The following is a 13,070-nucleotide window of genomic DNA, read 5'->3' on the forward strand; positions in this document are numbered from 1 at the left end:
CGAGATGTCCGTCGTCGCGTTCGGTCAGTGGACCATGCCCGACTCGCCGTACGCCCTGTGGGTCCGTGGCGAACTCGCCGAGTTCCTGCGGATTCCGGAGGACGGCACCCGGGTCGAGGTGGTCGGAGGGGAATTCGTTGTGTCGCCTGCGCCTGCGGTGGACCACAACATCATCGTGTCCGACATCAACAGGGGTGTCGTCGCGGCCGAACTGCGCGACGACGAATTTCCCCTCCGGGCCGTCCAGACGACGGAGCTCGACCTCGTCGAGGTGAGCGACGGCTACATCCCCGACCTGATGGTGCTGAACCACGAGGTCCTGGCGAGGGCGGGTGCGGCCCGGGCCCAGCATCTCTATCCGCACCAGCTCATGCTCGTGGTCGAGGTTACGTCGCCGTCGAACGCCGCCGGGGACCGCGAGCCGGCGTTCGGGCGCGGGCGCCGTGAGACCAAGTGGAGCGGCTACGCCCGGTCCGGCGTGCCGTTCTACCTCCTCGTCGACCGGGATCCGCGCAACCCGGGCGTCACCCTGTACGCGGATCCCGACCAGGGGACCGGCCGCTACCGCGAGCACAGCAGCTGGTTGTTCGGCGCCCCGGTGAAGCTGCCCGAGCCGCTGGGCTTCGAGTTCTCCACCGAGCGCTGGCGGCCCTGGTCCGACTGATCCCGGTGCGGCACCGTCCCGGCCAGCCCCGGGCGCGCCGCTGCGGACGCCGGACTCGAATGTCCGGGGCTGTCAGTTCACCGCCGCGTGGAACACTCCTTCGAGGGAATGTCTCCTGCGGCGGCGCGGTGTCTGCCTACGCTGGGCGATGCTGGGCCCGCGACCGTGGAGGGAGTGCCGAGATGTCCGTCGCTGCGATCGCGCACCTGATGTTGCCGGACACGCCGTACGAGATGTGGGTCCGGGACGAGTTGTTCGACTTCCTGCACCTGCCGAAGGACGGCACGCGGGTCGAGGTCGTCGGGGGAGAGATCGTAGTGTCGCCTGCGCCGGTGTATCCGCATGCCGGGATCCTCACCGACATCCAGAATGCCGTCGGCTATGCCCGCTTCGCGGATCCCGCCTTCCCGTGGCGGGCCGCGCAGGGCGTCAATCTCGACCTGCTCGGAGTGGGTGACGGCTACATCCCCGATCTCGTCGTCGTGGATGCGGACACCGACGTCAAGAGCCGGGCGGCCGAGGTGTTGCACTTGGCCCCCGAACAGCTCGGGCTGGCGGTGGAGGTCACGTCGCACTCCAACGCCCAGGACGACCGGGAGCCGGTCCTCGGGCTGCGGATGAGGGCGACCAAGTGGAGCGGTTACGCCCGCGAAGGGGTCCCGTACTACCTGCTGGTCGACCGGGACCCGCAGCGGCCGGGCGTCACCCTGTTCGGTGAGCCCGACCGCAGCTCCAGCACCTACCGGACGGCCACGACCTGGAAGTTCGGCGACGTCGTCCGGCTGCCGGAGCCCTTCGGGGTGGAGATCCCCACCGAGCTCTGGCGCCCCTGGTCCGACTAGGCCCGGCTAGTCCTTCCGCAGCACCGCGCCCGCCAGCCCCAGGCAGGCCGCCGCGGCGATCACCGCGAAGCCACTGACGGCGGTGAGCAGGCCGTAGTGCTGGGAGAGGGCGCCGACGGCGACGATCGGGAGCGAGCTGCCGAGGTAGACGATGATCCACAGGGTGGACATCTCGCTGGCCCGGCGGGACGGGTCCATCGCGGTGGTGGCGGTGGTGAAGAGGGACCGGAAGGCCACGCCCTGGCAGGCGCCGCCGAGGACGCTGCCGATGAAGAGCAGCGCCGGCTGGTGGGCGTACTCCGAGGTGACCACCAGGGCCAGGCCGAGGGCCAGGCCGGTCATGCCGAGGGCGATCACCCGGCGGTTGGTGGTGGGCGGGATCAGCAGCTGCGCGGTGGCCGAGGAGCCCAGCAGCAGGGCGGCGACCACCGCGCCGACCATCCGGGAGTGGGTGTGCAGCAGGCCGGCCGAGAAGGCCGGGGCGAGGCTCAGGTAGACGCCGAAGACCGCGTACGAGACGAAACCGGCCCCGGCGGCGAGCAGGAAGGTGCGCCGGCCCTGGACCGGCAGCGCCAGCCGGCGCGGCCGCAGGTGGGTCGGGCTGGTGACGCGCGGCGCCGCGCTGGCCGGGCGGGTGGCGCCGGGCATCCGCGGGTGCACCAGGGCGAGCGGGACGCAGAGCACCAGCAGGGCCACCGCGTGCACCAGGAACGGGGTGAGCAGCGGGTGGCTGCCGCCGGCCAGCGAGGCGCCGACCACCGGGCCGAGCGCGACCCCGCCGGCCGAGCAGGCCAGGGTGAGCTTGGCGGCCAGGGTGGGCCGGTCCGGCAGCAGGTCGCCCAGGGCGGCGCCGGCCGCGCCGGTGGCCAGGGCGACCGCGACGCCCTGGACGGCCCGTCCGGCGGCGAGCTGGCCGAAGCTGTTGGCGGTGGCGAAGAGCGCGTCCCCGCCGGCCGCGAGGCAGACCGCGGGCAGGATCAGCGCCCGCCGGCCGACCAGGTCCGACCAGTGCCCGACCGCGGCCAGCACCGGGACCAGCGCGAAGACGTAGACCGTGAAGAGCAGCGTGGTGTCGAAGGCGGTCAGCCCGAGCCGCTGCTGGAGCAGGGCGTAGACCGGGGTGGCGAGGTTGGCCCCGATCAGGAGCAGGAGCAGTGCGGCGGCACAGAGACCGACGCGTATGCCGCGCAGCGCGTTCCAACGGCTGACGGCGGCGAGCTGGAGCTGGGTCCGCGGAGCGAGCTCCAGGGTGTGCAGGGCCTCCGAGAGTCGGCTACCGGGCAGCTGCGCGGTGGGCAGGCCGGAGCCGGCGGGGGAGAGGTCCGCCATGGCAGGGGTCTCCTGTGGCTGGGCACCACCTCGGTCGGCGGGATCGGCCGAGCCACCCGCCCGGGTCTGCCGTGGGGTGGCCGGGGTGCGGGGATTTCCGTGGTGGGGCAGGTGTGCGAGGTGAGCCGGACATCGTTGCCCGGGGTTGACCACGCGCGGGGTGTGCACGAGGTCAGAGGGAAGGATAAGGGGTGGTGTGCAAAGGGCGTGCCAGGGTGGCGCGCGCCCCCCACAGGACGGGCGCAGCCGGGCCCCTGGCCGATACGCTGATCGCAGTGCAGCCTGACCCCCCTGAGGAGATCGCGCGACCATGGCCGGACGACGCCGCAAGACCACTGACAACCCGTCGGCGACCGGGCCGGCCGGGTCGCCGGCCGAGGGTCTGCTGCCTGCCGACTTCGACCTGGCCGACCTCTACGGCGCCCACGGCTCGGAGGACGACGAGGACCTCGACGACGCGGCCGTCCTGGTGCCCCCGGTCAGGCTGCTGCCGGAGGCCGAGCTGGCCGCCGCCGCGCTGGAGGTGCCACTGCTGGCGCGGGCGGTCCGGCTGGCCCGCTGGGCCACCCCGGAGCGTCCGGTCGACGAGCTCGGCGACCTGCTGGAGCCGGACCGGGAGGCGGCGGCCCGGTTCCTCGGGCTGGCCCCGGCCGAGGGCGAGGTCGCCGAGGAGGCCGTGCTGGAGGCCATGCGGGCCTGGTCGCTCGCCGGTGACCTGGAGCTGGTGCTGCTGCTGACCGCCGAGGACGGCCGCCGGGTGGCCGCGCCGAGCGACGAGCTGGCCCCGGTCGAGAAGGGCGACCCGGAGGCGGTGCTGGAGCTCTGGCTGACCGCCGCCGACATCGTCGCCGAGGTGGCGGTGGAGATCGAGCCGCTGGACGACGAGCCGGAGACCGGCGGGGACGCCGACGAGGAGCGCGCCGAGGAGCTGGTCGCGCGGTTCGAGGAGGTCCAGGAGGAGGCCTCCGAGCTGCTGGACGAGGCGCTGCAGGTGCTCTACGAGGCCACCGCCTTCACCGAGCCCGGGCAGGAGACCATGCCGCTGGGCGTGCTGGCCGCGCTGCTGGTGGTGCCCGAGGGCGAGGAGCCGGACGAGGAGATGCTCGGCGACATCACCGATGTGATGGTCGCACTGGATCCGATGCTCGCCGATCTGGCCGAGATCGGCCTGGTCGAGTACCAGCCGATCGACCCGGAGCTCTTCGACGAGGAGGAGGAAGGGGAGGGCGCTGTCCGGGAGCCCGCCGAGGCGGGCGCGCCGCTGGACGAGGCGGAGGCGGCGCGGTTCGGCCTGGTCCGGCTCACCCCGCTCGGCCAGTACGGGATCCGGCAGTGGCTGCTGGAGGACGGCTTCGACGCCCCGCTGGTCGGCGAGTACGCGACCGGTGACGCGGCGGCCCTGTTGCAGGGCGTGGCCGAGGCCGGGAACGTGCTGCCCGAGCAGGAGATCCGGGCCTGGCTGGCCGAGCGCGAGCCGCTGCCCGCCGCCCGGGAGCTGCTGGCGGCGTCCCGGGGGGCTGACCGGATCGCCCCGCTGCGCCGGATGCTCTGCCAGCTGGCGCTGAACGAGCTGGGCGGGGCGGCCGAGCCGGCCGCCCGTGAGGTGCTGGAGGATCCGGAGTTGGGCGGCGGCGCGCGGGCCTGGCTGGTGTCGCGCGGTGTCACGGATGTGCCCGCACCGGAGCGCGCGATGGTGCTCTGGACGATGGTGGACACCTTCGCCGGCCAGTTGCTGGAGAACGAGGGCGACGCGGCGGTGTTGCGCGAGCTGATCGCGGGGCTGCCGGTGACCGACAACCCGGCGAGCTTCTTCGGCGAGCTGTGGCGGGTCGAGCACCCGTTCACGGCGGAGGTGCTGGAGGCCGTGGGAGAGCTGCACGTCGACCGTGGGGTGGCGAAGGAGGCCCGCAAGGCGGCCTTCAAGGCCCGCTCCCGGGGCTGACCGGGGACCGGCGCCGGCGGGCGGAGGCCGGCTACGGCAGGTCGAGCTGGCCCGAGGGGGTGAAGGGGAAGCCCGGGTTGTGCGCCAGCTCCCACAGATGGCCGTCCGGGTCCTCGAAGTAGCCCGAGTAGCCGCCCCAGTCGGTGGCGGCCGGCGGCTTGACCACCGTCGCGCCGGCCGCCACCGCGACGGCCAGCGCGGCGTCCACGGCCTGCGGTGACTCCAGGTTGATCGCCAGGGTCACCCCGCGGAAGGCCGGCTCGCCGCCCGCCGGCACGCCCGCGTCGGCCGCCAGCTCGTCGACGGGGAAGAGGCCGAGCGCCGAGTCGGCGGTGCGGAACCAGACGATCTCCGGGCTGGAGGCGCTCGACCGCTCCCAGCCGAGGGCGGAGTAGAAGGCGCTGCTGCGGTCGAGGTCGGCCACCCCGAGGGTGACGATGCTGATCCGGGCGGGTACGGCGTTGCTCGTGGTCATGGCGTCAGGGTAGGCAGTGCCACCGACACCGCAGGCCGCCCCGCCGGAGAGGGGGAAGCCGATGGCCCGGTCCGGGCGGCCGACGTATCGTATGGCCACGCGGATCGGCTCGGGCGACCCCGCCCGACCCGCCGGTCACGGAACGGTACGGCGAGACCCGGGGGTGCGGCAGGCGATGGGATTCAGCAGCGGGGGCCGGCCCGCGCAGCCGGAGGAGTTCTTCGACGACCAGGAGAGCCGCTGTCGTCAGGTGATCGGCGAGGCGGACTTCCCGATCTTCGGGGTCGACCGTTCGGGACACGGCGTCCGAGGCATCGCCCCGGCGCGCGACGAGGAGTACTCGCGCCCCCTGGAGAGCGCGGGCCACGACCCGGTGGACAGCGACGCGCTGAGTGCCTTCGAGACCCACAACGGCGAGCTCAGCTGGGTCGAACTGCGCTCCGGCGACTGGAGCTCGCTGGACGGTCCGTACGTCACGGTGCGCACCTACCGGCCCGGCGCCGAGCGCAGCCACCCGCTGCCCGAGCTGGAGGACGTGGTCGAGGACGAGCGCGACCGGGTCTACCACCAGCTCGGCGTGGATGAGGAGGAGGTCCCGGCCCGGGTCCGCGCGCTGCGCGAGTGGATCACCGTGGAGGGTGAGCCGACCGCGGTGCAGCTGCACGAGGAGCGCCGCGCCGACGCCTATCCGGGCGAGGACCCGCGGGCGGTCTGGGCCGGCCGGCTGCGGGTGGCCGGCAGCACCGTCACGATCTGCGGCCGTGGCATCGCCCCGGGCCGGGTCGAGCTGGCCCGGGTGCTCGACACCGACCGCTTCGTCCGCGGCCGCACCGCGCTGCTCCAGACACTGGCCGCCCGGAGGGCCCGGGCCGCGCTGGCCGCCGAGCGGCAGCCGGTCAACGTCACCGGTCTGGACGCGCACCGGGCGATCATCGAGTACACCGTGGCGCACGCGCTGGCCCTGCAGACCCAGCAGAGCGGCTGCCGGCCGTCCCGGCTGCCGCGCCGGCTGCGCGGCGCGGACCAGGCGGAGCGCTGGGAGGCGGCGGTCCGCCAGCAGATGCGGCTCGCCTCGGAGAGCCGGGAGGAGGCGGACGCGGCGGTGGCGGCGATGGTCGACCACCTGACCAGGCTGGCCGAGCAGACCGACTGGGCGCAGGACACCGCGGACGGCCGGGCGGCGCTGGAGGAGGTGGTCCGCTACACCGCCTTCGCCAGCCACGTGCCGAGCCTGCCCGCGCAGCAGGCCTGGGAGCTGCTGACCGCGGGCCCGCGGAGCGTGGCGGACGCGGAGGAGCGGCGGTGGACCGCCGAGCAGGCCTGGCTCGCCGCCTGGGAGCAGTGGCGCCGGGAGCGCGCCCGCGGCTGAGCCCTCCGTGGGCGACTACGGGTGGAGCTCCGGCTCCTCGGCCGGCAGCCGCAGTTGCAGCATCGCCAGCAGGCGCTGCTGCGGCTGCGCCAGGTCGACACCGGTGAGCTGCTCGGCCCGCCGTACCCGGTAGCGCAGCGTGTTGGGGTGGATGTGCAGCGCCTGCGCGGCCACCCGTACCTCGCCCAGCGCGTCCAACCAGGCCAGCACCGACTCGGCGAGCCGGGTTCCGTGCCGCGCGTCGTAGGAGGTCAGCGCGGACAGCCGCGGGTCGCGCAGCGCCGGCCGCTCCTGCAGCAGCGCCAGCACCTCGCTGACCAGCACCTCCGCCTGCACGTCGATCAGCGCGGCGACCTCGGTGGCCACCCCGCCGCGCCCCATCGCGTCCAGGATCCGGTCGGCCTGCGCCCGCGAGGCCGGCACCGCCGCGAGCCCGCCGACCGTGCTGCCGATCGCCGCGCGCAGCGGCACGCCCAGGTGGTCCCGGGCAGCGTCCACCGCCTCCTGCGCCCAGCCGCGCACGGTGGCCAGCGGCAGGGCGGCGGGCAGTTCGGGCAGCAGCACGTAGATCCGCGACTCGATCGGGGCGAGCAGCGCGCCGCGGTGCCGGGCGGCGGCGTGCACCGAGACCAGGCCGGTCACGTCGGCCCGGGTGGCGTCCGGCCCCTCGGCCGAGTACGCCAGCACGGTGGCCGCCCGGTGCGGGTCGAGGCCGAGATGGGTGGCCAGCGACTGCGGCCCCGTGCTGCCCTCCAGCAACCCGGTCAGCAGGGTGCGGGTGAGCCGGACGTCCGCCGACAGCTCCCGCCGCCGGCGCACCAGCTGGCCGGCGGCCACCCGGGCCGCGCCGACCAGTGCCTGCTCGGCCCGTTCGGTGAGCGGCTGCGCGCCCTCCTGCACCCAGATCGTGCCGAGCGGCTGCGCGCCCGCCCGGATCCCGATCGCCAGCCGTCGGCGCAGGCCCAGCTCGGGGTGCGGCTCGACCGCGATCACCCGGTCCGAGCTGCGCAGGTGCTGGAAGATGCCCCACTCGCGGAGCTTGGAGAGGTAGGGCTCGGGGCCCTGCCAGCCGAGGATGGAGAGCCGCCGCAGGTCGTCCACCTCGTCGGTGTCCGAGGAGCGGGAGTAGGCCAGCACCCGGCTGGAGGTGTCCTCGATGGAGACGATCCCGCCGGTCAGCACGGCGGTGGTCTGGGCCAGCGAGAAGAGGTCGCCGACGTTGTGGTCGGCGGTGTCCGGAGCGTCCGGACCGCCGAGGACGGCCCTGGCCAGCCCGTCCAGCTGCTCCCAGCGGGTCTCCCGGCGCACCGACAGCAGCGCCACACCCGCCTCGGTGGCCGCCTCGCGCAGCGCGTCCGCCTGGCCGGGGCCGTCCAGCTTGACGGCGACGGCCGCCGCGCCGGCCCGTCCGGCGGCCCGCAGGGCGGGCAGCGCGGCCCGGCCGCGCGCACCGATGGCCAGCACCAGCTCGCCGGGGGCCGCGGTGGCCGGGTCCTCGGGGTCGAGGATGGCGACGTCCAGGACCGGGACGTCCAGCCCGGCCGGGGCGGCCTGCAACTCGACCAGCGGTTCGCCGAGCGACATCAACAACTGTCGCAGCGAGAGACCCGTGGGAGACGGCTCGGGCACTGGGAAACCTGCTTCGTGCACATGGACAACTCCGTTGGGATGACTTTAGCCGCTCGGCCAAGCCCGCGGGCCCGGTGCACGGCTTAGTTTGTCCCCATGGCCTGCGTGTGACCCGCCTCCCCAGCTTTCGGCCGGGGGGACCCCAGGCCGTCCCCCACCCCCACGAAGGAGTGCGCGCCCATGGACGCTGTGACCCAGGTCCCCGCGCCGGTCAACGAGCCGGTCCACAGCTACGCCCCCGGCAGCCCGGAACGGGCCCGGCTGGAGGCGAAGCTGAAGGAGCTGGGAGGCCAGGAGCCGGTCCAGCTCACCATGACGATCAACGGCGAGCGCCGGATGGGTGGCGGCGAGGAGATCCACGTCGTCCAGCCGCACAACCACGCGGCCCGGCTCGGCACCCTGCGCAACGCCACCCAGGACGACGCCCGCGACGCCATCGACGCCGCGCTGGCCGCTGCCCCGGCCTGGCAGGCGCTCTCCTTCGACTCGCGCGCCGCGATCTTCCTCAAGGCCGCCGACCTGCTGGCCGGCCCCTGGCGTGAGACGCTGGCCGCCGCCACCATGCTCGGCCAGTCGAAGACCGCGCAGCAGGCCGAGATCGACACCCCCTGCGAGCTGGTCGACTTCCTGCGCTTCAACGTCCACTTCGCCCGGCAGATCATCGCCGAACAGCCGATCTCCTCGGACGGCGTGTGGAACCGCAGCGACCACCGCCCGCTGGAGGGCTTCGTCTACGCGATCACCCCGTTCAACTTCACCGCCATCGCGGGCAACCTGCCCACCGCCCCGGCGCTGATGGGCAACGTGGTGCTCTGGAAGCCGTCGCCGACCCAGCAGTTCTCCGCGCACCTGCTGATGCGGCTGCTGGAGGAGGCCGGCCTGCCCAAGGGCGTCATCAACATGGTGACCGGTGACGGCAAGGCGGTCTCCGAGGTGGCGCTCAAGCACCCGGCGCTGGCCGGCATCCACTTCACCGGCTCCACCGCGACCTTCCAGCACCTGTGGCGCGAGGTCGGCAACAACATCGCCGGCTACCGCAGCTACCCGCGGATCGTCGGCGAGACCGGCGGCAAGGACTTCCTGGTCGCCCACCCGTCCGCCGACCCGGCCGTGCTGAAGACCGCGCTGACCCGCGGCGCCTTCGAGTTCCAGGGCCAGAAGTGCTCGGCGCTCTCCCGCGCCTACGTCCCGGCCTCGCTCTGGGCCGGCCTCAAGGACGAGTTCCGGGCCGAGGTCGAGGGCCTGACCATGGGCGACGTCACCGACCTGGCCAACTTCATGAGCGCCGTGATCGACGACCGCGCCTTCGCCAAGAACAAGGCCGCGATCGACCGCGCCCAGGCCGACCCGACCGTCGAGGTGCTGGCCGGCGGCACGTACGACGACTCGGTCGGCTACTTCGTCCGCCCGACCGTGCTGGTCTGCTCCGACCCGGCCAGCGAGTACTTCCGCGACGAGTACTTCGGCCCGATCCTCGCCGTGTACGTCTACCAGGACGACCAGTACGAGGAGACGCTCGCGCAGATGGAGTCGGTCTCCCCGTACGGCCTGACCGGCTCGATCATCGCCCAGGACCGGGCCGCCGCGCAGGACGCGATGCACAAGCTGCGCTTCGCGGCCGGCAACTTCTACATCAACGACAAGCCCACCGGTGCGGTGGTCGGCCAGCAGCCGTTCGGCGGCGGCCGGGCCTCGGGGACCAACGACAAGGCCGGCGCCAAGCAGAACCTGGCCCGCTGGACCTCGACCCGGTCGATCAAGGAGACCTTCGTCCCGCCGACCGACTACCGCTACCCGCACATGGGCTGATCACGGCTCACCGGTGGCCGCCGACCCCCTGCCCGGGTCGACGGCCGCCCTTCCCGGGGGAGGCGGCCAAACCCTCAGCCGCCTCCCCCTCTTCCTGCCCCGCACCTTCCCCCACACATGACCCGCTCCAGGAGTACCGATGCTCCGTTCCGCCCTCCTCGCCGCCTCGCGCTCCCCGCAGGTGCGCACCGTCGTCGAGAAGTTCCCGCCGACCCACGCGATAGTCGAGCGCTTCGTCGCCGGCGAGCTGCTCGATGACGCCGTGACGACCTGCGACGACCTGGTCGCCTCCGGCCGCCGGGTCACCCTCGACCACCTCGGCGAGGACACCAAGGACGCCGCCCAGGCCGCCGGCACCGCCGAGGCCTACGAGCACCTGCTCACCGCGCTCAAGGAGACCGGCCTGGCCGCCAACGCGGAGGTCTCGGTCAAGCTCTCCGCGGTCGGCCAGTTCCTCCCGGTGGACGGCGAGAAGATCGCGCTGGAGAACGCCCGGCGGATCTGCGAGGCGGCGGCGGACGCCGGCACCACGGTCACCCTGGACATGGAGGACCACACCACCACCGACTCCACCCTGTCGATCGCCCGTGAGCTGCGCACCGACTTCCCCTGGCTGGGCGTCGTGCTGCAGGCCTACCTGCGGCGCACCGAGGCGGACTGCAAGGAGTTCGCCGGCCCGGGCTCGCGGGTCCGGCTCTGCAAGGGCGCCTATAAGGAGCCCGAGTCGGTGGCCTTCCAGGGCAAGCACGAGGTGGACCTCTCCTACGTGCGCTGCCTCAAGGTCCTGATGGGCGGCGAGGGCTACCCGATGATCGCCTCGCACGACCCCAACATGATCAAGATCGCCGGCCAGCTGGCCGAGTGGAACGGCCGGGCCCGGGACAGCTTCGAGTACCAGATGCTCTACGGCATCCGGCCCGAGGAGCAGCTGCGCCTGGTCGACGAGGGCAACACCATGCGCGTCTACCTGCCGTACGGCCAGGAGTGGTACGGCTACTTCATGCGCCGCCTGGCGGAGCGCCCGGCCAACCTGACCTTCTTCCTGCGCGCGATGGCGACCCGCGACTGACGGTCCGCCACCACGGCCACCGGCCCGCACCCCTGCGGAGGGGGTGCGGGCCGGTCCGCTTCCACTCCCCGTCCGGTGAGTGTTCGCGTGTCGGCCCAGGTTGCGGGGGTGCTGGGATTCCCGCGCGTGGTTTCCTGGCCCAGGCGGCAGGCCGGGAGCGTGCGGAGGCGGCGGGATGGCGGGTGGGCAGGGCGGTTTCCCCGCACGGGGGGTGTGGCGGCGGCCGGCGTTGCGCTGGGTGGACGTCCTGGTGGTGGCGGCGCTGGTCGGGCTGCTCTACGGGCTGCTGCGGCTGGCGCCGGCGCTGAACGCGCCGTTCCTGCCGAGGACCGCGCCCACGAGCGTGTCCACCGACCCGTCGAACCTGCCGTACTACGCGGTGCGCTCGCTGCTGCGGATGTTCGTCGCGCTGGTCGCCTCGGTGGTCTTCACCTTCGGCTACGCGACCGCGGCGGCCCGGGTGCGACGGCTGGACAAGGTCCTGCTGCCGGTGCTCGACATCCTGCAGTCCGTCCCGGTGCTGGGCTTCCTCTCGGTCACCGTCACCGCGTTCATCAACCTCTTCCCGGGCTCGCTGCTGGGCCTGGAGTGCGCGTCGATCTTCGCCATCTTCACCGCGATGGCCTGGAACATGACCTTCGCCTTCTACTACTCGCTGGTCTCCCAGCCGCGCGAGCTGGACGAGGCGGCCCGGGTGATGCGGCTGACCAAGTGGCAGCGGTTCTGGCGGCTGGACGTCCCCAGCGGGATGATCCCGCTGGTCTGGAACGGGATGATGAGCTTCGGCGGCGCCTGGTTCTTCCTGGCCGCCTCCGAGTCGATCAGCGTGCTCGGCCACCAGTACGCGCTGCCCGGCATGGGCTCGTACGCCGCCGCGGCGATCGCCAAGGGCGACCTGGGCGGGGTCGGCATCGCGATCGCCGTGATGATCGTGCTGGTGGTCGGCGTGAACGTGCTGTTCTGGCGGCCGATGGTGGCCTGGTCGGAGCGGTTCCGGGTGGAGGAGTCGGGGGCGGCCGAGCGCCCGCGCAGCGTGGTGCTCGACCTGCTGCGCCGCTCCAGCGTGCCCGAGCTGCTGGGCCGCCCGCTGCGCCCGGTGGGCGGCGCGCTGGACCGGCTCACCCGGCCGTTCGGGCTGGCCGAGCACGCGATCGGCCGCCCGGTGATCCGGGAGCGGACCGGGGACGTGTTCTTCGCCGGCGCGGTGAGCGTGCTGGTGATCTGGGGCGCCTGGAAGGCGATCGACTACGTCAGGGCCACGGTCGGGCTCGGCGAGTTCGGGTACGCCTTCGCGCTCGGGGCGGCGACCTTCGCGCGGGTGGTGGTGCTGCTGGTGGCGGCCACCGTGGTGTGGGTGCCGATCGGGGTGTGGATCGGGATGAACCCGAAGGTCACCCGGTACGCCCAGCCGGTCGTCCAGGTGCTGGCCAGCTTCCCGGCGAACTTCCTCTTCCCCTTCGCCACCGCCGCCTTCGTCGCGCTCGGCATCTCGCTGGACTACGGCTCGATCCTGCTGATGGCGCTGGGCGCCCAGTGGTACATCCTGTTCAACGTGATCGCCGGGGCCTCCGCGATCCCCACCGACCTGCGTGAGGCGATGACCTCGATGCGGGTGGGCGGACGGCTCCGGTGGCGGGCGTTCATCCTGCCCGCCGTCTTCCCCTCGTACGTCACCGGCGGCATCACCGCGGCGGGCGGGGCGTGGAACGCCGCGATCGTCGCCGAGGTGGTCGGCTACGGCCCGCACCACCTGACGGCCACCGGCCTGGGCGCGTACATCACCAAGGCGACGGCGGTCGGGGACTTCCCGGAGATCCTGGTCGGCATCGTGGTGATGGCGATCTACGTGGTCGCCGCCAACCGGCTCTTCTGGCGCCGGCTGTACGCGCTGGCCGAGACCCGCTATGCCCTGTGAGCACCGCAATCCCGTGGAGGCAGGACC

At 73.5% G+C, this 13,070-nt stretch carries 10 protein-coding genes; 7 read left to right on the top strand and 3 right to left on the bottom strand.

Annotation, left to right across the window (positions count from 1 at the left end; all coding sequences use genetic code 11):
* Nucleotides 1-4 precede the first annotated feature (4 nt).
* Both ACZ38L_RS00550 and ACZ38L_RS00555 read left to right on the top strand, forming a co-directional pair.
* Nucleotides 5-664, top strand: coding sequence for a Uma2 family endonuclease (locus tag ACZ38L_RS00550; protein WP_465687788.1), 660 nt, complete (start codon nucleotides 5-7; stop codon nucleotides 662-664).
* Nucleotides 665-846: 182 nt separating this feature from the next.
* Complete coding sequence (locus tag ACZ38L_RS00555) at nucleotides 847-1,506, top strand: Uma2 family endonuclease (RefSeq protein WP_465687790.1); 660 nt, start codon at nucleotides 847-849, stop codon at nucleotides 1,504-1,506.
* 6 nt (nucleotides 1,507-1,512) lie between these two features.
* Here ACZ38L_RS00555 and ACZ38L_RS00560 read toward each other — a convergent pair whose 3' ends face one another.
* The gene (locus ACZ38L_RS00560) at nucleotides 1,513-2,835 is read right to left on the bottom strand and encodes an MFS transporter (RefSeq protein WP_465687792.1); all 1,323 of its coding nucleotides are present in this window, start codon (nucleotides 2,833-2,835) and stop codon (nucleotides 1,513-1,515) included.
* A gap of 310 nt (nucleotides 2,836-3,145) precedes the next feature.
* Here ACZ38L_RS00560 and ACZ38L_RS00565 point away from each other — a divergent pair, with 310 nt between their 5' ends.
* Entirely contained in the window at nucleotides 3,146-4,777 is a 1,632-nt protein-coding gene (locus ACZ38L_RS00565; protein ID WP_465687794.1) for a hypothetical protein, read from the top strand.
* 31 nt (nucleotides 4,778-4,808) lie between these two features.
* On the opposite strand, the gene ACZ38L_RS00570 is transcribed toward ACZ38L_RS00565, so the two are convergent.
* Nucleotides 4,809-5,252, bottom strand: a complete 444-nt coding sequence (locus tag ACZ38L_RS00570; RefSeq protein ID WP_396560167.1) for a VOC family protein — start codon at nucleotides 5,250-5,252, stop codon at nucleotides 4,809-4,811.
* Between the two features lie 175 nt (nucleotides 5,253-5,427).
* Between ACZ38L_RS00570 and ACZ38L_RS00575 the strand changes: the two genes are divergently transcribed.
* Nucleotides 5,428-6,621: a hypothetical protein gene (locus ACZ38L_RS00575; protein ID WP_465687796.1), complete on the top strand. Its 1,194-nt coding sequence runs from the start codon at nucleotides 5,428-5,430 to the stop codon at nucleotides 6,619-6,621.
* A 15-nt stretch (nucleotides 6,622-6,636) separates the two neighbouring features.
* Here ACZ38L_RS00575 and ACZ38L_RS00580 read toward each other — a convergent pair whose 3' ends face one another.
* Nucleotides 6,637-8,250, bottom strand: coding sequence for a PucR family transcriptional regulator (locus ACZ38L_RS00580; RefSeq protein WP_465687798.1), 1,614 nt, complete (start codon nucleotides 8,248-8,250; stop codon nucleotides 6,637-6,639).
* Between the two features lie 180 nt (nucleotides 8,251-8,430).
* On the opposite strand from ACZ38L_RS00580, the gene pruA reads away from it, so the two are divergent.
* The 3 genes from pruA (at nucleotide 8,431) to ACZ38L_RS00595 (ending at nucleotide 13,043) form a co-directional block, all read left to right on the top strand.
* Complete coding sequence (pruA, locus tag ACZ38L_RS00585) at nucleotides 8,431-10,059, top strand: L-glutamate gamma-semialdehyde dehydrogenase (protein WP_465687800.1); 1,629 nt, start codon at nucleotides 8,431-8,433, stop codon at nucleotides 10,057-10,059.
* A 139-nt stretch (nucleotides 10,060-10,198) separates the two neighbouring features.
* On the top strand, nucleotides 10,199-11,128 hold the full coding sequence (locus ACZ38L_RS00590; protein WP_396560175.1) for a proline dehydrogenase family protein: 930 nt from the start codon (nucleotides 10,199-10,201) through the stop codon (nucleotides 11,126-11,128).
* A 175-nt stretch (nucleotides 11,129-11,303) separates the two neighbouring features.
* Entirely contained in the window at nucleotides 11,304-13,043 is a 1,740-nt protein-coding gene (locus tag ACZ38L_RS00595; protein ID WP_465687803.1) for an ABC transporter permease, read from the top strand.
* Nucleotides 13,044-13,070 lie beyond the last annotated feature (27 nt).

It is taken from the genome of Kitasatospora sp. NPDC024654, assembly GCF_055559155.1.

Coding starts and splice junctions, on each gene's coding strand:
- ACZ38L_RS00550 (WP_465687788.1), top strand. CDS start 5: ATGTCCGTCGTCGCGTTCGGTCAGTGGACCATGCCCGACTCGCCGTAC.
- ACZ38L_RS00570 (WP_396560167.1), bottom strand. CDS start 5,252: ATGACCACGAGCAACGCCGTACCCGCCCGGATCAGCATCGTCACCCTC.
- ACZ38L_RS00590 (WP_396560175.1), top strand. CDS start 10,199: ATGCTCCGTTCCGCCCTCCTCGCCGCCTCGCGCTCCCCGCAGGTGCGC.
- ACZ38L_RS00575 (WP_465687796.1), top strand. CDS start 5,428: ATGGGATTCAGCAGCGGGGGCCGGCCCGCGCAGCCGGAGGAGTTCTTC.
- ACZ38L_RS00555 (WP_465687790.1), top strand. CDS start 847: ATGTCCGTCGCTGCGATCGCGCACCTGATGTTGCCGGACACGCCGTAC.
- ACZ38L_RS00595 (WP_465687803.1), top strand. CDS start 11,304: ATGGCGGGTGGGCAGGGCGGTTTCCCCGCACGGGGGGTGTGGCGGCGG.
- ACZ38L_RS00565 (WP_465687794.1), top strand. CDS start 3,146: ATGGCCGGACGACGCCGCAAGACCACTGACAACCCGTCGGCGACCGGG.
- ACZ38L_RS00560 (WP_465687792.1), bottom strand. CDS start 2,835: ATGGCGGACCTCTCCCCCGCCGGCTCCGGCCTGCCCACCGCGCAGCTG.
- pruA (WP_465687800.1), top strand. CDS start 8,431: ATGGACGCTGTGACCCAGGTCCCCGCGCCGGTCAACGAGCCGGTCCAC.